19 protein-coding genes are annotated in these 21,106 nt (G+C 67.8%); 15 read left to right on the top strand and 4 right to left on the bottom strand.

The features are described 5' to 3' along the window. Positions 1-190: 190 nt before the first annotated feature. The 4 genes from ACWGCN_RS16205 to ACWGCN_RS16190 all read left to right on the top strand — a co-directional run bounded on the left by ACWGCN_RS16205 (position 191) and on the right by ACWGCN_RS16190 (position 4,524). On the top strand, positions 191-907 hold the full coding sequence (locus ACWGCN_RS16205) for a type 1 glutamine amidotransferase domain-containing protein (protein ID WP_452457392.1): 717 nt from the start codon (positions 191-193) through the stop codon (positions 905-907). Between the two features lie 95 nt (positions 908-1,002). Next, positions 1,003-1,920, top strand: coding sequence for an acetoacetate decarboxylase family protein (locus ACWGCN_RS16200; protein ID WP_387446891.1), 918 nt, complete (start codon positions 1,003-1,005; stop codon positions 1,918-1,920). A gap of 45 nt (positions 1,921-1,965) precedes the next feature. Then, positions 1,966-2,919: an alpha/beta hydrolase gene (locus ACWGCN_RS16195; protein ID WP_378989695.1), complete on the top strand. Its 954-nt coding sequence runs from the start codon at positions 1,966-1,968 to the stop codon at positions 2,917-2,919. Positions 2,920-2,940: 21 nt separating this feature from the next. Next, positions 2,941-4,524, top strand: coding sequence for a succinic semialdehyde dehydrogenase (locus tag ACWGCN_RS16190; protein WP_452457364.1), 1,584 nt, complete (start codon positions 2,941-2,943; stop codon positions 4,522-4,524). A 106-nt stretch (positions 4,525-4,630) separates the two neighbouring features. On the opposite strand, the gene ACWGCN_RS16185 is transcribed toward ACWGCN_RS16190, so the two are convergent. Beyond that, positions 4,631-5,227, bottom strand: coding sequence for a TetR/AcrR family transcriptional regulator (locus tag ACWGCN_RS16185; protein ID WP_449960764.1), 597 nt, complete (start codon positions 5,225-5,227; stop codon positions 4,631-4,633). A 105-nt stretch (positions 5,228-5,332) separates the two neighbouring features. Here ACWGCN_RS16185 and ACWGCN_RS16180 point away from each other — a divergent pair, with 105 nt between their 5' ends. The 9 genes from ACWGCN_RS16180 to ACWGCN_RS16140 all read left to right on the top strand — a co-directional run bounded on the left by ACWGCN_RS16180 (position 5,333) and on the right by ACWGCN_RS16140 (position 16,288). Beyond that, on the top strand, positions 5,333-6,580 hold the full coding sequence (locus ACWGCN_RS16180; RefSeq protein ID WP_378989689.1) for an NADH:flavin oxidoreductase/NADH oxidase family protein: 1,248 nt from the start codon (positions 5,333-5,335) through the stop codon (positions 6,578-6,580). Beyond that, entirely contained in the window at positions 6,580-7,089 is a 510-nt protein-coding gene (locus ACWGCN_RS16175) for an NAD(P)-binding protein (RefSeq protein ID WP_452457365.1), read from the top strand. Before ACWGCN_RS16180 ends, ACWGCN_RS16175 begins: the two co-directional genes overlap by 1 nt. Before the next feature lie 98 nt (positions 7,090-7,187). Then, positions 7,188-8,657, top strand: coding sequence for a serine/threonine-protein kinase (locus tag ACWGCN_RS16170; RefSeq protein ID WP_452457366.1), 1,470 nt, complete (start codon positions 7,188-7,190; stop codon positions 8,655-8,657). Then, positions 8,654-9,853, top strand: coding sequence for a DUF7373 family lipoprotein (locus tag ACWGCN_RS16165; RefSeq protein WP_378989682.1), 1,200 nt, complete (start codon positions 8,654-8,656; stop codon positions 9,851-9,853). The genes ACWGCN_RS16170 and ACWGCN_RS16165 overlap by 4 nt, the downstream gene beginning before the upstream one ends. Positions 9,854-9,858: 5 nt before the next feature. Beyond that, the gene (locus tag ACWGCN_RS16160) at positions 9,859-11,397 is read left to right on the top strand and encodes a serine/threonine-protein kinase (protein WP_452457367.1); all 1,539 of its coding nucleotides are present in this window, start codon (positions 9,859-9,861) and stop codon (positions 11,395-11,397) included. Next, positions 11,384-12,826 carry a serine/threonine-protein kinase gene (locus ACWGCN_RS16155; protein WP_387446878.1) on the top strand — a complete coding sequence of 481 codons (1,443 nt, stop codon included), beginning with the start codon at positions 11,384-11,386 and terminating at the stop codon, positions 12,824-12,826. The genes ACWGCN_RS16160 and ACWGCN_RS16155 overlap by 14 nt, the downstream gene beginning before the upstream one ends. Positions 12,827-12,829: 3 nt before the next feature. Next, positions 12,830-14,062 (top strand): DUF7373 family lipoprotein, encoded by a 1,233-nt coding sequence (locus ACWGCN_RS16150; RefSeq protein WP_452457368.1) that lies wholly within the window; start codon positions 12,830-12,832, stop codon positions 14,060-14,062. After that, entirely contained in the window at positions 14,055-15,527 is a 1,473-nt protein-coding gene (locus ACWGCN_RS16145) for a serine/threonine-protein kinase (protein WP_452457369.1), read from the top strand. The genes ACWGCN_RS16150 and ACWGCN_RS16145 overlap by 8 nt, the downstream gene beginning before the upstream one ends. A gap of 53 nt (positions 15,528-15,580) precedes the next feature. Next, positions 15,581-16,288: a cutinase family protein gene (locus ACWGCN_RS16140; protein ID WP_452457370.1), complete on the top strand. Its 708-nt coding sequence runs from the start codon at positions 15,581-15,583 to the stop codon at positions 16,286-16,288. 60 nt (positions 16,289-16,348) lie between these two features. On the opposite strand, the gene ACWGCN_RS16135 is transcribed toward ACWGCN_RS16140, so the two are convergent. Beyond that, entirely contained in the window at positions 16,349-16,903 is a 555-nt protein-coding gene (locus ACWGCN_RS16135; RefSeq protein WP_378989675.1) for a hypothetical protein, read from the bottom strand. 270 nt (positions 16,904-17,173) lie between these two features. On the opposite strand from ACWGCN_RS16135, the gene ACWGCN_RS16130 reads away from it, so the two are divergent. After that, positions 17,174-17,800, top strand: coding sequence for a TetR/AcrR family transcriptional regulator (locus ACWGCN_RS16130; RefSeq protein WP_452457371.1), 627 nt, complete (start codon positions 17,174-17,176; stop codon positions 17,798-17,800). 23 nt (positions 17,801-17,823) lie between these two features. Here ACWGCN_RS16130 and ACWGCN_RS16125 read toward each other — a convergent pair whose 3' ends face one another. Further along, complete coding sequence (locus tag ACWGCN_RS16125; protein WP_378989672.1) at positions 17,824-18,888, bottom strand: lipocalin-like domain-containing protein; 1,065 nt, start codon at positions 18,886-18,888, stop codon at positions 17,824-17,826. Between the two features lie 17 nt (positions 18,889-18,905). After that, complete coding sequence (locus tag ACWGCN_RS16120) at positions 18,906-20,165, bottom strand: oxygenase MpaB family protein (RefSeq protein WP_452457393.1); 1,260 nt, start codon at positions 20,163-20,165, stop codon at positions 18,906-18,908. Between the two features lie 226 nt (positions 20,166-20,391). Between ACWGCN_RS16120 and ACWGCN_RS16115 the strand changes: the two genes are divergently transcribed. Beyond that, positions 20,392-21,060 carry a hypothetical protein gene (locus ACWGCN_RS16115; RefSeq protein ID WP_452457372.1) on the top strand — a complete coding sequence of 223 codons (669 nt, stop codon included), beginning with the start codon at positions 20,392-20,394 and terminating at the stop codon, positions 21,058-21,060. Positions 21,061-21,106: the final 46 nt, after the last annotated feature.

Genomic DNA, 21,106 nt, shown 5'->3' with positions numbered 1-21,106 from the left:
ACTACTCGACCTGCTCACTGATGCACTCCTTCGTTCGTCCGATACGCCCATCGGGTCGTTGACGGCGGGCAACCCCGAGGCTAATGTTAGCAGCGAAAACATTGGCTGCGGGTCTACGGACTCTTCTGCCGTTCCGGCCGCCTGGCATCCCCTCTGTCGAGAGTACGACCGCACCCAGGAGGAACATGTTGTGACGAAAGTGCTGATGGTCATCACGGCCGCGGATCGCTGGACATTGAAAGACGGCACAGTGCACCCGTCCGGCTATTGGGCCGAAGAGGTCGCTTTTCCGCACCGCGCTTTTACCGAAGCCGGATGGGACATCACCATCGCGACCCCGGGCGGCAAGAAACCCACGCTCGACCGGCTCAGCCTCGGCATCTCCGGCGGAATGCCGGGCAAGCGCCGCGACATCGAGCACTACCTCGACAGCATTCAGGATGCGCTCGCCACACCGGTCCCGCTCGACACTGTCGACTCTGATTCTTTCGACGTCGTCTTCTACCCGGGCGGTCACGGCCCGATGGAAGACCTGGCCTACGACGAGACCTCCGGCGCGCTGCTCGCCGCCCGGTTGGCCTCTGGCAAGCCCTTGGCCCTGCTCTGCCACGCTCCCGCGGCGATCACGGCGGCGACCGGACCCGACGGAAAGAATCCGTTCGCCGGTCGCCGGATGACCGGGCTGTCCAATCGGGAGGAGCTGCTCAACCGGTTCGCCTGGAAGGCACCGTGGCTGCTCGAGGACAAGCTCAAAGAACTGGGCGTCGACTATTCGAAGGCGCTCATCCCCTTACGGCCACACATCGTGGTCGACGGAAACCTCTACACCGGACAGAACCCGCAATCCTCCGAAGAGCTCGCCGACCGACTCATCACCGACGTCGGCGCCGCATGGTCGTTGACCTGACCGCGTGACGGTCACGCCACGCTAGTGTTGACAGTGCTTACATTGACGGTTAGCGTCGGGATCGCCTCGAAAAGCAAACAAAGGGAGCTGCGCCGATGTCAACGACTCAACAGAGCACGGTCCAGGTAGATCTCGGTGGTCGTACGGTCACCGTGCCGGAAGACGGTCTCTACGACAGATATCGCATGAATCCCGATCTGGACGAGATAGCGCGCGATTCCCGGGTCAGCGGTGTCGACTTTTTCCGGGAACTCCCTAAAACCAAGGTCGACTCACTGATCGGCGAAACCTACACGCCGAATTTCTACTACCGGATGTCCAGTGCCAGGCTCACGATGCTGGCCCGTTCGCGCGCGATCCGTTCCCGGCTGCCCGCTGAGCTGGCGCCGCTGGAAGTGTTCCCCGGATTCGGCGTGGTCTCGGTCATGTTCTTCCGTTACGACGTCTGCGATATCGACTTCTATACCGAGGCCGCCGTGGGCATCGCGGTCCGACCGGCCAGACACGGCAAGCTCGGTCTTGCCGACCTGCTCACCGGCCTCGACAGCGACCGCCTGGATTCCTATGTACTGTCGCTGCCGGTGAGCACCGAGATCGCCCAGGTCCGTGGGCACGACGGCTACGGCTTCCCCAAATGGGTCACCGAGATCGACTTCGAGGTCGATGGCACCCGGACCACCGGCCGGGTCCTCGACGACAGCGGCGCAACAGATCTGACCTTGTCGGTGGCCACACCTGCCCAGACCGCATATCCCAGCGGTGAGCGGGTGTCGACGCTCACCTCCTACACCTCGATCAAGGGCGGCTGGCACTCGACACTGAGCCAGACCAACGTCCTGTCGGCCGGCAGCACGACGATGCCCCGTGACGTCACGCTGACGATGGGGCACGGCCGCCTGTCGCGAGATCTTCGATCACTCGCGCCGATCAAGACTCTGCGCCTGGACGTGATGAGCGAAGGCCAGAACGCTTTGCACATGCCGGTTCCGACTTCGGTCCCGACAAGGGCATAGGACAGCACATCGCCTCAATGAACACCCGACCAGAAGGAGATCGTGATGACCGAAATCAAGCCGGTTCTCGAGCCTGAGGCAGCGGAGTTCGCCACAGCCACCGATACCCCGCCGTTCCTTTTCCAGTTGCCACCGGAGCAGGGTCGCAAAGCGGTCGACGAGGTCCAATCCGGTGACATCGACAAGCCCGCCATCGACGAGGAATGGATCACCGTCGAGGGCGGGCCGACCGGCTCGGTGAAAGTCCGCATCGTCAAACCGGCGGGCGCCACCGGCACGCTTCCGGTGATCTTCTACATCCACGGTGCGGGCTGGGTATTCGGCAACGCGCACACCCACGATCGGCTGGTCCGCGAACTCGCGGTCGGCGCCGATGCCGCCGTGGTGTTCCCGGAGTACGACCTGTCGCCGGAAGCGAAATATCCGACGGCGATCGAACAGAACTACGCCGCCGCACAATGGGTGTTCGCACACGGTGCTGAAAAGGGTCTCGACGCTACGCGTTTCGCGGCCGTGGGCGATTCGGTGGGCGGCAATATGGCCGCTGTACTCACCTTGATGGCCAAGGACCGTGGCGATGTGCGGATCTCGCAGCAGGTGCTGTTCTATCCGGTCACCAACGCCGATTTCGACACCGCGTCCTACCACCAGTTCGCCGAGCACTACTTTCTCGCCCGCGACGGCATGCGCTGGTTCTGGGACCAGTACACCGACAACGACGCCCAGCGTGCCGAGATCTACGCGTCACCGCTGCGCGCTTCGGTCGATCAGCTCGCGGGCCTGCCACCCGCGCTGGTGATCACCGGGGAAGCCGACGTCCTGCGTGACGAGGGCGAGGCCTACGCGGCCAAGCTCAGGGCGGCCGGGGTGCCGGTCACCCAGGTGCGCTTCGGCGGCATCATCCACGACTTCGTGATGATCAATTCGATGCGCTCGACGCACGCGGCCGACGCCGCCATCAAGCTGGCGCAGGACACCCTGCGCGCGGCACTGCACTGAATCCGAAACCATGGAGCTTTCATGTCTGTCGACCACGCCACCCGAACCGAGGGCCTGCCGCCTTCCCTGTCCCCGGCCCAGATCAACCGGTTGACCGCACGGATCGCGGCAGGTCCGGACGCCACACAGGTGACGACCACGGTCCCCTATACCGGCAACCCGCTGGCCACGCTGCCCGTCTCGACTCCCGAGGACGTCGAGGCGGCGTTCGCGCGTGCCCGCACGGCCCAAACCTCGTGGGCCGCAATGCCGGTGGCCAGGCGCAAGGCGATCCTGCTGCGGTTCCACGACCTGCTACTGCAACGTCAGGCCGAGGTTCTCGACCTCATCCAGGCCGAGAACGGTAAGACTCGTAGCGACGCGTTCCTGGAAGTCACCGACATCGCGATCGCCACCAGGTACTACGCCCGTAGCGCCGCACGGCTGCTCGCTCCCAAGCGTCGCCGGGGCGCCATACCGATCCTGACCCACACCACCGAGCTGCACCATCCGAAGGGTGTCGTCGCTGTGATCTCGCCGTGGAACTATCCGCTGAGTATGGGGGCCGGAGACGCGATTGCGGCGCTGTTGGCCGGCAACGCGGTGGTACAGAAGCCCGACACCCAGACCGCGCTCACCGCGCTGTGGGCCCTGGATCTGATGCACGAGGCGGGTTTGCCGAGCGGGGTGTGGCAGATGGTGGTCGGCCGTGGCAGCTCGATCGGCACGTCGCTGATGGACAACGCCGACTACCTGATGTTCACCGGGTCCACCGCCAGCGGTCGCCGGATCGCCCGCGACGCGGGCGAACGTCTCATCGGCGCTTCTCTCGAACTCGGCGGCAAGAACCCGATGATCGTCCTCGACGACGCCGATATCGATCGTGCCGCCGACGGTGCGGTGTCCGCGTGCTTCTCCTCGACCGGGCAGCTGTGCGTGTCGATCGAACGGATGTATGTGGCCGAGGCGATCCGCGACGAGTTCGTGGCCGCGTTCGTCGAGCGGACGAAGGCGATGAACATCGGTGCCGCCTACGACTACAGCACCGACGTCGGCTGCCTGACCAACCGGTCCCAGCTCGATACCGTCACCGCGCACGTCGAGGACGCGGTCGCCAAGGGCGCCACTGTGCTGGCCGGTGGCCGGGCGCGACCCGATCTCGGGCCGCTGTTCTACGAACCGACCATCCTCGCCGATGTCACCCCGGAAATGACGCTCTACGACCACGAAACGTTCGGGCCGGTGGTGTCGATCTACCCCTTCGCCGATATCGACGAGGCCGTCGAGCGGGCCAACGCCACCGCCTACGGTCTCAATGCCAGCGTCTGGACCCGCGACGGCGCCCGCGGCCGGGCCGTTGCGGCCCGGGTGCGCGCGGGTACGGTCAACGTCAACGATGCCTACGCCGCGGCGTGGGGCAGCGTCGATTCGCCGATGGGCGGCATGGGCGATTCCGGGCTCGGCCGCAGGCACGGCGCCGACGGCATGCTGAAATACACGGAGCCGCAGACGATCGCACACCAGCGCCTCCTCGGCTTCGACGCACCGGCAGGTCTGTCACGGAGCGCGTGGGCGACCACTCTGACCACCGTGCTCGCGGGCATGAAGAAGGTGGGTGCCCGCTGAGATCGGGTGAACACCGGGGCGCGGCGCAGATTCACCGTCGCACAGCGCTTGGTTCCTCACCGCAACACGGCTGTCCGCATCCGCGCTGAGCGCTCGGCGGCGGCGCTCAGCCGTGCGCGGACGGCAGCGTCGGGAGTTCGACGACCGCGAACACCGTACCGCGGATACGACTTTCGAGTTCCGCGTCGGCGGCGGCATCGAACTTGCCCTGCAGATAGAGGAACGCGAGACCGTGCACCAGAGCCCACATCGCGTTGGTCAGCGATTCCTCGTCGGCGGTGGGATAGATCCTCCGCACGATCGCCTGGACGTAGTCGTGGATCGCCGTGGTCGCGGCCACGCGTTCGGGACTGGTCGGATCGCACGGGTCCGAGAACATGACCCGGAACAACGCGGGCCGCGCCAAGGCGAATCGAACATAGGCCACAGCGATGGTCGCGAGATCCTCGGGCGTGCTCGGCTCCGCGCTCGCGGCGACCAGCTGTTCGGCCAGCTCACGAAAGCCCACCGCGGCGACGGCCGACAGCAGTGCGTCGCGATCGGCGAAATGACGGTACGGCGCGGCCGTGGACACCCCGGCACGGCGGGCGGCCGCCCGGAGCGAGAGGTCTGCCGCGCCATCCTCCTCGAGGAGCTCCACGGCAGCGCGCACGAGCGCGCTGGGTAGATCGCCGTGGTGATACGACGTGTTCGACATTGCCATGGAAACAAATCTAGCAAGTGTTGACACTGCTTACATTTACCTCTACCGTTGGGCTCCGCACGCGAATGTAAGCAGTGTCAATATGCGTGCCGAAAGGAGCGAACAATGGCGAGCGGTGCGGACTCGGGCGAGGTGTTCTCGCCTCTGCGGTTGCGATCCGGCCAGGTCCTGCAGAACAGGATCGCCAAGGCTGCGATGGAGGAGGGAATGGCGGGCAAGTCCCAACTTCCCGACGAGCGCCTCATCGCGCTGTATCGGCGGTGGGGCGCTGGCGGCGCCGGGCTCCTGATCACCGGAAACGTGATGGTGCACGCCGAGGCGTTGACCGGGCCGGGCGGCATCGTGCTCGACGCGCAGGCGCCGCTGGCGCCGTTCACGGCATGGGCGCAGGCAGGCAAGGCGGCAGGCGCGGCCATGTGGATGCAGATCAGCCACCCCGGCCGTCAGGTGCAGGCTCGCATGCCCGGCGTGGTCTGGGGTCCGTCGAACATCGCGGTCGAATTGGGGCGTCACTCCAAGCGTTTCGGACAGCCGGTGGCGATGACTGCCCGGCAGATCCACGAGACCATCGGGCGTTTCGTCACCACCGCCCGCCGCGCCGAACAAGCCGGCTTCGACGGCGTGGAAGTTCACGCCGCACACGGGTATCTGCTGTCGCAGTTCCTCTCGCCGCTGGTCAACGATCGCACCGACGAATGGGGCGGCTCACTCGAGAACCGTGCCCGGCTGCTGACCGAGATCGTGCGCGGCATTCGCGCCGAGGTATCGCCGACGTTCGCCGTGGCGGTGAAACTGAATTCGGCGGATTTCCAGCGCGGCGGTTTCGACGCCGACGACGCGCACGCGGTGATCGGCATGCTGGCTTCGCTCGGTGTCGACCTGGTCGAGGTATCGGGTGGCAGCTACGAGAGCCCCGCGATGTCGGGCCGACCCGCCGACGGACGCACCGCCGCACGCGAAGCGTACTTCCTCGAACTGGCCGCGGAACTGGCCGCGACCAGCGCCCTGCCGCTCATGCTGACCGGCGGCATCTCGCGCCGGGACACCGCCGAACGAGTGCTGGACAACAAGGTCGCGCTGATCGGCATGGCGACAGCACTCGCGGTTACGCCCGATCTGCCTCACCGCTGGCGCGAGGGACGCGAAGCCCCCAGGACCATGAAAGCGGTGACCTGGACGGACAAGGCGCTGGCTTCGGCGACCGAGATGGCGATGGTCCGCTACCAGATGCGGCGCATGGCCACCGGCGCCGATCCCGCGATCGATGTCAGCCCTGCGCTGGCCATGCTGGCCGACCAGCGCGTGCAAACCCGCGCACTGCGCAGCTACTCGAAGTGGTTGGCCGCCAAGTGATGTCATCGACCACCACCCGTGAGCACGCTGACCCCCACGGTGCTCCCATCCCCCACAATCATGTCGCGATCGTCGGCACCGGCTTCGGCGGGATCGCCGCCGCCGTGCGGCTGCGGCAGGCGGGATTCGCCGATGTCGTCCTGCTCGAACGCGCCGGTGAGGTGGGCGGTGCGTGGCGTGACAACGACTACCCCGGCGCGGCGGTCGACGTACAGAGCAACCTGTACTCGTTCTCGTTCGCGCCGAATCCACACTGGCGCGATACCTTTGCCGCGCAGCCCGAGTGCCGAGGTCGGGCTGCGACCGGTCGGATCGGGCCGGCGATGAATTCGCTTCGGTCGTCTCGTCTAACCATGCAGCAGGCGCTTCGCGTCGGCGTGGCGAGGAGGGCTTCCGATGATCGTGATCGAACGTCAGCGGGCAGGACACGAGGTCCTGTGCCGCGTCGTAAACCGCTGTCCTGCTTGTCGACTACCGGGTGGACCGGTAGCTCGACTGTCCCCCGGTAACCCAACCGCCAGTCGGGTTATAGTCGGCCGGTCGGCCACGGGTCGGTCGACTTGCGCCGGAAGGGTCCCGGCGCCGATAGGTTCGGGAAGCACGACGGTTGACTGTTTCTGAAGGCATGGATTTCGCCGGGTACCGCCTCGAGCGGCGCCTCGGCATGGGCGGTATGGGCACGGTCTACCTGGCCCAGCATCCACGGCTACCGCGCAAGGACGCGCTGAAAGTGCTGTCCGACAGGCACTCCGGCGATGCGGTGTTCCGCGAGCGCTTCCTGCGTGAGGCCACGATCGCGGCCCGGCTCAACCACCCCAACCTGGTCGCGGTGCGCGATCGCGGTCAGCACGGCGGCCGGTTGTGGATCGCGATGCAGTATGTCGACGGTGTCGACCTCGCCCAGCTGATCCGCCGTGGACCGGGCGCGCTGCCGCTGGAGCGGACGGTCAGGATCGTCGCCGAGGCCGCCAAGGGACTCGACCTGCTGCATCGCAAAGGTGTGCTGCACCGCGACGTGAAACCGGCCAATATCCTTGTCGCCGAACAGGACGGCCGCCCCGACCGGGTGCTGATCACCGACTTCGGCATCGCCAGACCCGCCGACGCGCCCACGGATTCGACCGGCGCCGGGCTCAGCGCGACCCTGGCCTATGCCGCACCCGAGCAGATCAACGGCGGGGCGATCGATCACCGATCCGACGTGTACGCGCTGGGCTGCGTGCTCTACGAACTACTGACGGGGTCGGTGCCGTTCCCCCGCGACACCCCGGCCGCGGTCATGCACGCCCACCTGAACGAAGCCCCGCCGGCCCTCGACAAGCCCGGGCTCCCACCCGGATTCGACCAGGTGATCGCGACCGCGCTCGCGAAGAACCCCGGCGACCGGTATCCGACCTGTGGCGCCTTGGCCGCTGCCGCGTCGGCCGCCGCGCAGGGGACGGTCCGGCTGGCAGCGGTCCGGGCTCCCGTCCGGCGGCGCCCGCTCGTCTACGGCGCGCTGGCCGCCGCTGTCCTGATCGCGTTGACGGCCGCGGTACTCGGTGTCAGCCGAACCGGTTCCACCGAACACGCGCCGACCGCGATCGCGCTCGGACCGCAAACCGCGGTCGACCCGGTGTCCTGGGGTGCGTACACCTATGTCGCGCAGGCATTTCCGGAGTTGCTGCCTGCCTCACAGTTCGGGACCGGGTATCAGGAGATGTGGGGGTGCAGGCCCTCCGACGCACAGCTGCGGGACCTGCCCGTCGACGTCTTCGTCCCGACCGGCCGGATCATGTGTTTCGGCAATCGTGAACCGGTGCAGACGATCGAACTCGTGTGCAACGCCGACCGCACCCCGATCGCCCCGCCGCCCACCTACGATCGCGCCGAGGGCGACGAACAGTGGACCAGGCCGTCGAGTCACGGAAACCTGCACTGGGGAACCTATCTCGACCTCTACAAGGCCCCGCAGCTGACGGGTTACCTGCGGCTGTACTTCGACGATCCCGACCGCAGCTTCTGCTACATCGTCGTCACCGGCGCGCGGGACGGCACCGAGCTGCGGGCCGCCTGGTGGACGGAGGCACCGCTGTGAGACTCGCACCCCTGGCTCTCGCGCTCGCTGTGATCCTCGCCGCGGTCTCGGGCTGCGCGATGACCGGTGATCCAATGCCCGTGCCGGATCCCGCCACCCTCGATGTCGGCCCCTACAGCCGCTTCCCGCTGCGCGCGCCCGAACGCGGCAGCGAGTATCACGGGCGCGTGGTCGAATCGGTTCGGCTCGGCGAGGCCATCGCCAATCCGGCCAGGGTCGACCCGGCACTGACCGTGCCCCGCTCACGATCGGGTTCGGACCCCCTGCCGACCGCCGCGAAAGCGGCGGCGCTGCTGGCCAATCCGGTGCGCGCGGTCCTGGAGCGTCACGGCATGCTGGCCGGCTACACCGTCGGCGCCACCGATGCTTCCACCCAATTCTCGATCGGCAGCAGCCGGATTCTGCAGCTCACGCTGCTGCGATTTCCCGATGCGGCAGCCGCGGGACTGGCCGCGCAGGAGATCGACTCCGCCGACGCGGCGGTGAGCCCGGACAATGTGGCTGTCACGATCCCCGGGCACCCGGCGGCTCGCGCGCACTGGCGTCCGACGGTTCCGACGCTGGCGGCGACGATGGCCGTGGACTCGTTCGTCGTCACGGTCATGGCCGGACACACCTCGCCCGACCTCGCCGCCCTGACAACGCTGGCGGGCAGGGCTTTCGAGGAACAGCGCCCGATGCTGCGCGATGTCGCGCTCACACCGCCCGAGCAGTTCGCCGACCTGCCCCTCGACCGTGACGGCATGCTGGGACGGATGGTGCCCGAAGCACCGGGGCGGTGGCCGTTTCCGGTGGTGATTCTCGGCGACTTCAGCGAGGTCGCCGGGTGGGAAAGCCTGCTGCAGGCGCGCGGCATCGTTCTCGGTCCGCGTGCGGGCCACTTCTACCAACCCAGCCGCGAGGTCGCCGAATTGGTCAGCCTGAACCGGTACGACCGCCTGATGCGCTTCGCCGACGCGGCGACAGCGGCCGCGTTCTTCGCCGACCTGCCGAACAACAACGACCAGCTCGCGGTTCCGCCACCGAAGGGCATGGTCGACATCAACTGCGCGGAGTCGACGAGAGACTCGCCGATCACCAAGTTCAGTTGCCGCCTGAAGTACGGCCGCTACGTCGCGCTGGTTTTCAGCCGGGACTACCAGGATGTCCAGCAACGAGCGGCGGCGCAGTACGCGCTGCTGGTGAACAGCGAGTAGAGGCGATGACCGAAACCCTTCCCCCGGGAACTGTTTTCGCCGGCTACCGGATCGAGCGGGTGCTCGGCACCGGCGGCATGGGCACGGTGTATGTGGCCGCGCATCCGCGGCTGCCCCGCCGTGATGCGATCAAGGTGTTGCCCGAGAACGCCGGTGCGGGCGAGGAATTCCGGGCGCGCTTCCTGCGCGAGGCCGAACTGACCGCCCGGCTGGATCACCCGAACATCGTCGCGGTGCACGACCGCGGGGAGCACGACGGCCAGTTGTGGATCGCGATGGAGTTCGTGGCGGGGACCGACGTGGCCGCGTTGTTGCGCCACGAGTCACCGATACCGCCGCCGGGGGCCGTGCACATCGTCACCGAGGCCGCGCGCGGGCTGGACGAGGCGCACCGCCACGGCCTCCTGCATCGCGATGTGAAACCGGCCAATATCCTGCTCGAGCCGGTCGAGGACGCACCGGATCGAGTGTTGGTCGCCGATTTCGGCATCGCCAGGGCCGCCGGTGACGGCACCGCGCTCACCGCGGTCGGAACGGTGGTGGCAACGCTGGCCTACGCGGCGCCGGAACTGCTGACCGAACAGCGCGTGGATCATCGCGCCGATGTCTACGCTCTGGGCTGCACGCTGTTCGAACTGCTCACCGGTACGAAGCCGTTCCCCCGCGATTCGGTGGTGGCGGTGATGCAGGCGCATCTGATGGCGGTGCCGCCGCGGGCTACGGCCCTTCGGCCGGAACTGCCGCCCGCGATCGACGCGGTGCTGGCCCGCGCGCTGGCGAAGAACCCCGACGAGCGCTATTCGTCGTGCGGCGCACTGGCCGCGGCGGCCGCCGGCGCCTTCGGTGTGGCGGCGGATCACACCGTGGTCGCGGGCGCACCGCCCGCGCCGCCCCCGCCCAGCACCGATCGCCCCGTCGTGCCCGCCCCGAAACAGCCTCCGCAGCAACAGACTCCACGGCTGCGGTATGCCGCCATGGCCGGGGCCGTCATCATGCTGGTGCTGGCACTCGCCGTCGCCGTGGCGCTCGTCCGCGACCCCGACGATTCGACCGCGAGCCCCGCCACGCCGACCAGCAGTGCCGGGGTGACCTGGGGGCGGTACGCCTTCATCGCCGATGCGCTGCCCGGGCTGCTGCCTGCTACCCCGACCCGAACCGGACATCAGGGCATTCGATGCGCCGCCATGGGCCTGAACACCGGTGCGGCCGCCGACCTGAATCTGATGCCCGACGAAGTCGCCCGCATCACCTGCACCGGCAACAACAACCCCATCCGCGATGTCGACGTGCGTTGTTCGACGAACCGGCACCCCTTCATCCTCGTGAACGAACCGGGTGCCGTGGTTCTCGGCGACCAGAAGTGGGAACGCGCTACCGGGCGTGGCCGGGTGACCTGGTCGACCATGACCGTGTCCACCGGCGATCTCGGCTTGGTCGGGGTCGGATTCGACGAGCCATCCCGAAACTTCTGCATGGTCGTCGTGATCGGCGCGACAACAGGCCAGGAACTCTACGACCGGTGGTGGCCAGATGCTCCGTTCTGACGACGAGTTCGCCGGATACCGGATCGAACGGCGGCTCGGCGCCGGCGGCATGGGCGAGGTGTATCTCGCGCACCACCCCCGGCTCCCCCGACACGACGCGCTGAAGATCCTGTCCGACCGATACACCGACGACGAGGAATTCCGCGCGCGGTTCTTGCGCGAAGCGGAAGTCGCTGTGCGGCTACAACATCCCAATGTCGTCGCGGTCCGCGATCGTGGCGAGCAGGACGGCCGCCTGTGGATCGCGATGCAGTTCGTCGACGGTGGCGATGTCGCCGAGCTGATCCGGCAGGAGACCGCCGTTCCGGTCGAGCGGGCGCTGCGTATCGTGACCGAGTCGGCGAACGGTCTCGACGAGATCCACCGGGTCGGCCTGCAGCATCGCGACGTGAAGCCCGCGAACCTGCTGCTCACCGCGGAACCGGGCCAACCGGATCGGGTGCTGGTCACCGACTTCGGGATCGCCCGCACCGCCGAGACAGACGGGACTCTCGCCGAGGGTGCCGGATTCACCGCGACACTGGCCTACGCCGCGCCCGAGCTGATCAACGGCGACCCGGTGGACCATCGCGCCGATGTGTACTCGCTGGGCTGCACGCTCTACCAGCTGCTCACCGGGACGGTCCCGTACTCGCGCAGCAGTCCCGCGGCGGTGATGTACGCGCACCTGTCCGACGAACCACCTCGACCGTCACGCGAAAATGGCCGGGTACCGGCCGAATTGGACGCGGTGATCGCCACGGCGCTGGCCAAGGACCCCGCGCAGCGCTATCAGAGCTGCGGTGAACTGGCTGCTGCCGCGCGGGCGGCCTGCGTACCCGAAGCCGCTGCCGAGCCGCGCCGACTGCTGACCGGCGTGGCGATCGCAGCCGTAGTGGCCGTGGCGGTGGCGATTTCGCTTGTCATCGGGTTCGCCGGTGACGATCCCGATTCGGCTGCCCCTGCCCGGGTCGCCACCAACTCCGACGCATGGGGCGCGGCCGCGCTGGCCGCCGAGACCTTGCCGAACCTGCTGCCGGTCGCACCGCTGGCCGTCGGATACCAGGACGTCAACAGCTGCATACACGTCGACCAGGACGGCACTGCGCTCGCGCTCGATCAGCAGGTCGAGATCGGCGGGGTGCTCTGCCTCGGTGACCGGAACCCCGTCGAAACGCTCTCGGTCGTCTGCCGGTCCGATCGCACCCAGATTCCGGCGTGGACAGCGAATCTGGCTGTAGAGGGCGAGGAACTGTGGACCCGCGACGGTGCGAGCGGAAAGGTGCGATGGGGAACCATCACCGGCGACGAGGGCGCGCTCATCGGTCGGCTCGACGTGATGTTCGATGGGCCCGACCGCCAGTTCTGCAAGCTGCGTATCTCCGGCGGCACCTCGGGTTCGGTGCTGTGGCAACGCTGGTGGCCGGATGCGCCACTGGGACAGGGGTAGTCGATGTTCTCGCGGGGTGAGCGAATCCGAACCGTGGCCGTCCTGGCCGCGGCGTTGACGGTGCTGTGCGGGTGCGTGCGTCCCGGCGAAGCGGTCCCGCAGCGAGTCGACCTGGCCACCCTTGATGTGGGTTCGAACAGTGTCGACCCGATGACGCCGCCGGCCTCGAGCACCGAGAAGTACGGCAGGGTGCTGGAATCGGTGCGGATGGGTGAGGCGGTGCTCGATCCGGTCGAGGTCGATCCGACCCTGACCAACGGCATCTCCAACCGGACCGCACCGCTGCCCACACCGTTGAAAGCAGCCGGAATTCTGGCCGAGCCGGTCCGCGAAGTGCTCGAATCCCAGGACATGCTGGCCGGATTCGTGGTCAGCGGCAGCGACGCCAACTTTCGTGGCAAAGCACCGGACATCGGCTCCGCCCGTCTGCTCACCGTATTGCTGCTGCGCTTCCCCGACGACACGAAGGCGCGGCTGGCAGCCAGGCAGATGAACGCCACCGACGCCGCGGTCACTGCCGACAACGTCGCGGTACGGATCGCGGAGTACCCGGGGGCGTTCGCGCATTGGCGCCCGACCGTGCCGACCATGGCGGCCACCCTCGCGCACGGGTCGTTCGTCGTCAGTGTGCTGGCCGCGCACACCAGCCCGGACCAGGCCGCGCTGCTGGCCATGGTGCGCAAGACCTTCGACGTCCAGCTCCCCCGGCTGCAGGATTTCCAGCCGACCGCGCCGGACCGGTTCGCCGACCTGCCGCTCGATCGCGACGGCATGGTCGCGCGCGTACTTCCCTTCGGCGCCGGGCACTGGCCCCCGCCGACGGTGATCACCGCCGATACCGACGCCAATGCCGGCTGGTCGGCCTCGATCGAGATCGGCGGCGTCGTGCTCGGTCCACGAGCCACCCGGCTGATGAAGCACTTCGGTTTCCAGGATCCGATCGAAGTCGTCGCCGTGAACGGCAACAATGTGGTCGAACGGTTTCCCGACGCGGTCAGCGCGCGCCGGGTCTTCACCAAGGAGCGGCAGGCGGCCAATCCCGCGACGATGATCGACACACCGGTCGGCGTGCCGGATGTCTACTGCAACAAGCTCGATCAGCACCCGGCGTCACCCGCCCAGGTCTACTGCCATGTGCTCTACGGCAGATACACCGCCTCGATCATCGGCCGCAGCCCGGCGCACGCCGCACAGCAGAGCGCGGCCCAGTACGCGCTGCTGGTGCGCAGTGAATAGCCGCCCGCTGCCGCCGGGCACGGTCTTCGCCGGGTACCGGATCGAGCGGGTACTCGGCGTCGGTGGCATGGGCACCGTCTACGTCGCCGCCCACCCCCGGCTCCCGCGCCGCGACGCGGTGAAGGTGCTGTCGGCGGAATTCGGCGCCGACCCCGAGTTCCGGGCGCGCTTCGGTCGCGAAGCCGAACTCGCCGCGCGGCTGGACCATCCGAACATCATCGGCGTCTACGACCGTGGCATCGAACACGGTCAACTGTGGATCGCGATGCGCTTCATCGACGGCCCCGACGCCGCCACCCTGCTGCGCGACCGCGCGCTCACCCCGCACCGTGTCGCGCATCTGGTCACCGGGGTGGCTCGTGGACTCGATCACGCGCACCGGGCCGGGATGCTGCACCGCGATGTCAAACCGGCCAATATGCTGGTCGAATCCATTCCGGGACAACCGGATCGGGTCGCGGTCACCGATTTCGGCATCGCCAAGGCCGCGGCCGCGACGACGCTGACCCAGGCCGGAACCATTCTGGCGACCGTCGCCTACGCGGCCCCCGAGCAGCTCACCGGCACGGCGATCGATCACCGTGCCGATGTCTACGCGCTCGGCTGCACCCTCTACGAATTGCTGACCGGCGCCAAACCGTTCCCGCGACCGAGCGTCGACGCGGTGATCGCGGCACACCTGCACGACCCGCCACCCCGCCCGAGCGCGGTGGCCGGGGAGCTGCCGCGCCGGATCGACGACGTGATCGCCCGCGCGCTGGCCAAGAATCCGCAGCGGCGCTATCCGAGCTGCGGCGCGCTGGCCGCCGATGCCGCCGCCGCCCTCGGCGTCGCCACCGACGCGGTAGCGGTGGTGGGGCCTCGACCGACGCGTCGCCGTCGCCTCGGCATCGTGGTCGGCGCGCTGACGGCGGCGATCGCGGCAGTCGTCACGAGTGTGGTTGTGCTGAATCGTGATTCGCCCGAGGAGAACACAGCTGCGGCGACCTCGACGGCTCCGATCGACCCGAATTCCTGGGCGGCCCACCAGTGGGTCGTCGACGCTTTCCCCGAGCTGCTGCCGAAATCTCAGGCAGACAGCGGCTACCAAGGCCTGCGGTGCAGCGCCGTCGACGGCAACCAACGTCCCATCGACGCGCGTCAGACCCGCGATTCGCTGAACGCACTCGCCTGCAACGGTGACCAGAACCCGGTGTTCCGCTTGTTGCTCACCTGCGGAACCGACGAACCGGTGGAACGCTACGTCTCCTCCGCCACCGCGGTTTTCGTCGGCGAGGAGGGCTGGCAACGGCCCAGCGGCCGCGGACACGCCCGCTGGAACGACGCACAGGGCGTGGCGGGACCGACGGGCGAGATGCTGGTCGAGTTCGAGAACGGCACCCGATCCCGGTGTGCCCTCGCAGTCTCGGGCGGCACCTCGGGCCAGGACCTCTACGACCGATGGTGGCGCAACGCCCCGCTCTGAACGGGTCGTCGATGTCGGTCGAATTCGGTCTGCGGAAGCAATACAGTGGCCGCATGCGTGGACGTTTTCGAATCCTGGCGTTCTCTAGCGCCGCGGCAGCGCTGTCGCTGCCGGTTCTCTCTACTGCGGCCGCCGACCCGATACCCCAGCCCGGCGGCTGCGCGGAGATCCGAGTCGTCACCGTCCGTGGCACCCTCGAACCGCAGTCCGGCAGCCGGCTGCTCACTCCGCTGGGCGAGCGGATCGCCCAGGAATCCGGCCGCCGCACCACGGTGGGTGAACTCGAGTATCCGGCCTCGATGAGCCCGGACAGCTCCGTCCAAGGAATCGCGAATCTCACCGCGCTCCTGAACGCGACCGCCGCCGCGTGCCCTGACCAGCAGCTCGTTCTACTCGGCTACTCGCAAGGCGCACGCGTGATCGGCAACGCCCTTTCCGCGCGAACCACGTTGACCGAACAGGCGGCCACGCGAGTCCGTGCCATCGCCCTGTTCGGCAGCCCGCTGTTCAACGGCGCCGAACCCTACAACCGCGGCAGCTTCGATCCCGCGCTGTCCGGCACCGGGTCCCTGCGCCTGGGCGCGCTCACGGAATTCGCCGACCGCCTACGCGACTACTGCAATACCGGCGACCGCGTCTGCCAGGGTGGCGACCCGGCCGCCGGGTTCGGAAATGCGCTGAGCTACGGCCACTTCATGTACTTCCTCAATGACACCCGCGACCAAGCTGCGGCGTTCGTCCGAGAACAGCTCGGCGAATAGCCCGGGTATCGGTAGAGGCAGATCGTGGCGCGCACGCCCCGATGTACTGGGGAGTGGGTTCTACGTCCGGGTTCTCGGCGTCGTCGGCGGGGTCCTTGCCTCGCTGCGGTGCTGGTCCCACCAGGAGTCGCTGTCGTGCTGGGCGGGGGGCGAACCTTTGGACGACGACGGCGCACCGGGTATGCCGAGGACTCTCAGCCGCCAGTCGTCCTCACGGATCGCTGCCACGATACGAACGGGAATGACTGCCGTGAGCAACAGATAGTTGCCCACGCAGATCATCAGGCAGATCGGGGGAACGGACACCACGATCGCGGTGCCGAGGGTTCCCATCTCGATCGGATCGCGGGAGATGGAGAGCAGGTTTCCGCAGATGCTCGACAGCACGGCGCCGACAAGCAGCAACTCGTAGACCCGCACCAGCGACGTGGCCTTCTCATCGCGGATACCCACCAGCGTGATGAACGTGCAGGCGACCAGCGCCACGGTGAGACCGACCACCACCGGCCACAGCCAGGTCAGGTGCTCGGGAACTCCGGCTACCCGCGCGAGGGTGGAGGTGAAGGTGAAGGATGCGATTGCCGCGGCGACGACCAACGCTGACCCTAAGCCCACTAGCAGCTTCGGTACCGTGACGGGAATAGGGCGGGGGAAAGGGTCCGTGTGGTCCATCAGGCTCCATCCTACGGTCTACGGTCACCAAATGTGCAGGCACTCAACAGAGTACGTGCCCGCGCCGAGTGCGAATCGCCGCAGAATTCGCCCTGGGGGCGCTGCCTCTCGCCGCGCGCGCCGTTACCGACCAGTCAGTGTGTATCCAGTGGTCGGCCGACACGCCGGACGCCGCGCGATAAGCTGACCTCGACGCGCACACGGAAGGCGGCCATGACCGGAGGGACCAGGGCTTCGCGACCGGCCGAGCCGGTGTCCAAGCGCAAGGCGGCGGCGGCCCGTCGCGGGGCACGCAGGCTCGGGGTCGAGGACTGGACGGCCGCCGCACTCGGCCTCCTGCTGCTAAAGGGCGTCGCCGCCATCACCATTTCCACCCTGTGCGACGAACTCGGCGTGACCAAGGGCAGCTTCTACTGGCATTTCGACGGCATCGATCAACTCCTGGAGACCACCGCGCAGTTCTGGTGCGCCGACCACAACGACGCGGCGCGCGGCTTCCACGACCTCGACGAGCTGCCACCGCAGCAGCGGTTGGCCCGCATGGGCGAGTTGCTCACCGGAGAACGAGTCTGGCAGGTCGAACTCGCGGTCCGGGACTGGGCACGAACGAACGCCAAGGTGGCCGAGGCCGTGAAAGCCCTGGATCAGCGGATATTTCACACACTGTCCGACACCCTCGTCGACATGGGGTTCTCGACCGAGCAGGCACAGATGCGGGCGGGACTGATGTGCTTCGCCGGAATCGGCTTCGTGCACGGCAACCAGAACCTGCCCGTACCGACCGAGGAGCAACGCCGCGAGTTCTTCCGATTCATCACCAGCGGGGAGACACCGGGCTGACCGTCCGGGGCGCGCGGTGCCGGTCAGGTCAGCGCGACCAGTTCGTGCAGGGTCGAGCCGGTTCGTCGCTGCGTTCCCGCGGCGGTGCGCACGCTGAGGTCGAAGGTGGATTCGAACCGAAAGTAGCCGGGGTGCCCGACCAATCGGTGCATCAGTGGCTTGATCACCCGCGACCGCACCACCGGAAGATCGTCGAGCAGGTCGTGGGCGTGGATGACGCGCACCACGTCCAACCGGAGGTCGAGCTGATCCGGTACATGCAGTTCGACCCATTCGGGATAGGTGCGTCCTGCGGTCACATCGAAGCGTTCCGGGCCCTCGATGAGCCTGGTCTCGCCGGTGGACAGCACGATCTCGTCGTGGTGGGCCAGCATCAGCGGGCTGATCTCGTGCCCGCCTCTGCGCTGCTGGGTCAGCACCGAGGCGAACAGCAGCGAGTAGTCCTCGACATAGAGCCGCCCCCAATGCCAGCGCTCGATGATCTTCTTCATGTCGCCGACACCCCAGTTGTGGTCGTGATAGCCACGCCCGGTGACCTCGTGCCGCACGCCGTCGAGCTCGATCGCGCCGGTCACCCGCGCGCGGGGAGCGGCGACCATCCAGCCGAAGGAATCCTTGGTACCGAAGCGGGTTTCACCTTTGCCCGGCATCCAACCGGGTACCTCGTTGTGGAATCGCAGATCGAACTCGATGCCGCCCTCGGCCATCCGCAGGTGATGGCTCACCTGCCCGTCGGCGTCGGACACGGTGCGTGCGGTGTTGTGACCGATGCGCACGTCGCACCCCTCGGCCGAGAACGAGGTGGCCGAACGCGGGTAGCGCTGCGATACCTGACGCAGGGTGCCGTCGGGCGAATAGACCATCATCTCCACCCAGGGCCTGGCCAGGGGCAGATCCTCGGGCCTGCGTTTGATCAGGAACCCGATCACCACGTGCCCGGTGTCGAGGTGCGCGTCGAAGTACCAGTGTTCGAAGGCCAGTGTGCTCGACGACGGATGTAACGCGTTGTGCCGAGGCTCGACCGGGGTCAGCACGCCGTCGCGACGTCCCGGCCCGTTCCACACTTCGACGATGGGGGCAGTGCTCATGGCTACCTTCGGTGGGTTCATCGGCGCAGTGCGCCGCTGGCGTCGAATGCGGCGGTGCGGCCCTGCATCTGGGCTCGATACCAGTTCTCGCGATGCGCGAGCATCAGTTTCTCGTGCGCCCGCGCGAACGGCGGACAGACCCGGCGCACGATCTCCATCACGGTGATCAGCGGGAATCGCGCGATCGGAACGATGATCCACGGCAACGCGGGCGGCATGGTGTAGCGCCGACGGGTTCCCGGCGCCATGTACATCGCGGAGTACACGGAATTGATCCGGTAGTTGTACATTTCGCGCAACCGGGTCAGGCCACGGTGCCCGTCGCGGGGCGCGAACGCCGCCGGATACGACTCGATCAATTCCGTACCGTGCTGACCCGCGTCGTAGGAACGCGAGACCATCGTCATGGCCAGCACCCGCAGCGCGTCGCGCACGGTCTCGGGGTACCAGCGCAACCGCACACCGAGCAGGTGGCCCATGTACTTCTGGAAGTGCAGCAGCGCGCGGATTTCCGAGGGCGTCGTCTGGTAGCCCAGCGCCCACAAGCCCAGTCCGGGGGTCACACTGCCTGCCAGCAGGGTCAGCATCTGGTAGGTCTGGCTGATCGGCAAGCCCCACCGACGCAGGTCCCATTCGGGATGGTCGGCGACCTTCGCCCGCACCGAAACGTGCATGACGCGGACCTTCAGCGCGGTGGCCCGGCCCGCCGATCCCGGGGTGAGCAGCGCATCGGGGGCCGAGACGTCCATCCAGAAGCGGGTGGTCTCCAGGAACCGCCGCAGCGCGCTGTCTCCGGCGTAGCCGCCTGCCAGTGACAACGGGGTCGCGACCGCGGCTTCGGTGTACATCTCGAGGGTTTCGGCCCCGGCGAAGCTGAACAGCATGGTGCCCCAGCGCCGCCAGATCGCCGCACCCTGTTCCACCAGTTCGGGGACCACCCAGTCGGGCACTGTTTCGAACTCGGCGAACAACGCGTGCATGGATTCCGGTGCGTCCGCGACGGCGTCGATGCCCTCGGCCAGCGCTGTCTCCAGCATCGCCCGCCCGGCTTTCGATCCGATCTCGCCGTGCATCACCTCGGCGACGAATCGCTCGGCCACCGGGTCACCGGCGAACAGGTCTTCGCACATGGCCGCAGCCTGCTCGTCGCTGGGGAACAGCGGTTGCCGGGTCACGGCCGCGAAAGCGCGTTCGATCCGTCGCACTGCCGGCGTGCCACGGGCCTCCCAGTAGCGAAAGGCGGTGGGACATCTCGACGGCGCTCGCACGGTGTCCACGCTGCTCGCGGCCCGGGTCGCGACCCGCTGGAGATGATCCTCGACGAACTCGGCCAATGTCGGCCTCCTGACGTGAAATTCGCTGAACGACCCCGCTGGGCGTCACGTCCACCGACCATACTATGAAGCACACTTATCCATACCTGAAAGTATGGAAGCGTGTGGCACGATCGTCGGTGCCCGCGGCCGATGTCATCGGCCGCCATCCGACACCGGAGGAACACCGATGGGACTCGAGAACGAGGAGTTCGACTGTGCCAATCCACCATTGGCGCTCTCCCCCACCGACGCCCGCCGGTACTGGTCCGACCATCGCCACCACGAGTGCGAGCTCGGCGCCGCCGCGTGGGCGGTCCTGAACGGATCCAGGGGTCTGCCCTGGCCGGAAACACTCCAACTGCGCACCCCCCTGGACTGGCTGGATGCCTACCAGCATCGAGGACTACCGACCGAGGTCACCGCCGACGGAACAGGCGTGCAGCTGGTGTGCGACGACACGGTCACCGCGCTGCTCGTTCCCGCCGGGCTGGCCGCCGCCACCTACGACCGCAACGCGCTGGCGGTACCGACCCTCGCCACGGCGCCTGCCTGCGTTCCGCTGCACCGCTGGGCGATGCTCACCCGAACCTCTCCCCTGTCCGACGATGCCATCGGGGCACTCACCGATCTCCACATCACCGTCCTCGCACCCGGTGATCGACTGCGGCTACCCACCGGCCCCGACGCCGACCTCGACCCACCGCACTATTGGCACGAATGGCCCCGCCGGTCCACCTCCGGCAAACCATCCCTAGTCCTGTTGCTCCAAGTCGCCAACATGCTGCTGACCACCGGCACAACCGGACGTCGTCTGGCGTCGGTCAACGGCCGCCTCGAAGTCCTGCGCGACCGGTGATCGCGGGCCGGCGTTGCTTGCCGACCGCACCCGGCAGAAGGGCGGT

The organism is Nocardia sp. NPDC055050 (genome assembly GCF_053608345.1).
The sequence above is the reverse complement of the archived record's forward strand: the minus strand, read 5'-3'. Positions and strand labels throughout refer to the sequence as shown.

Excerpts from the sequence above, each read along its gene's own strand:
- ACWGCN_RS16200 (WP_387446891.1), top strand. The coding sequence starts at position 1,003 with ATGTCAACGACTCAACAGAGCACGGTCCAGGTAGATCTCGGTGGTCGT.
- ACWGCN_RS16195 (WP_378989695.1), top strand. The coding sequence starts at position 1,966 with ATGACCGAAATCAAGCCGGTTCTCGAGCCTGAGGCAGCGGAGTTCGCC.
- ACWGCN_RS16190 (WP_452457364.1), top strand. The coding sequence starts at position 2,941 with ATGTCTGTCGACCACGCCACCCGAACCGAGGGCCTGCCGCCTTCCCTG.
- ACWGCN_RS16185 (WP_449960764.1), bottom strand. The coding sequence starts at position 5,227 with ATGGCAATGTCGAACACGTCGTATCACCACGGCGATCTACCCAGCGCG.
- ACWGCN_RS16180 (WP_378989689.1), top strand. The coding sequence starts at position 5,333 with ATGGCGAGCGGTGCGGACTCGGGCGAGGTGTTCTCGCCTCTGCGGTTG.
- ACWGCN_RS16175 (WP_452457365.1), top strand. The coding sequence starts at position 6,580 with ATGTCATCGACCACCACCCGTGAGCACGCTGACCCCCACGGTGCTCCC.
- ACWGCN_RS16160 (WP_452457367.1), top strand. The coding sequence starts at position 9,859 with ATGACCGAAACCCTTCCCCCGGGAACTGTTTTCGCCGGCTACCGGATC.
- ACWGCN_RS16155 (WP_387446878.1), top strand. The coding sequence starts at position 11,384 with ATGCTCCGTTCTGACGACGAGTTCGCCGGATACCGGATCGAACGGCGG.
- ACWGCN_RS16150 (WP_452457368.1), top strand. The coding sequence starts at position 12,830 with ATGTTCTCGCGGGGTGAGCGAATCCGAACCGTGGCCGTCCTGGCCGCG.
- ACWGCN_RS16140 (WP_452457370.1), top strand. The coding sequence starts at position 15,581 with ATGCGTGGACGTTTTCGAATCCTGGCGTTCTCTAGCGCCGCGGCAGCG.
- ACWGCN_RS16130 (WP_452457371.1), top strand. The coding sequence starts at position 17,174 with ATGACCGGAGGGACCAGGGCTTCGCGACCGGCCGAGCCGGTGTCCAAG.
- ACWGCN_RS16125 (WP_378989672.1), bottom strand. The coding sequence starts at position 18,888 with ATGAGCACTGCCCCCATCGTCGAAGTGTGGAACGGGCCGGGACGTCGC.
- ACWGCN_RS16115 (WP_452457372.1), top strand. The coding sequence starts at position 20,392 with ATGGGACTCGAGAACGAGGAGTTCGACTGTGCCAATCCACCATTGGCG.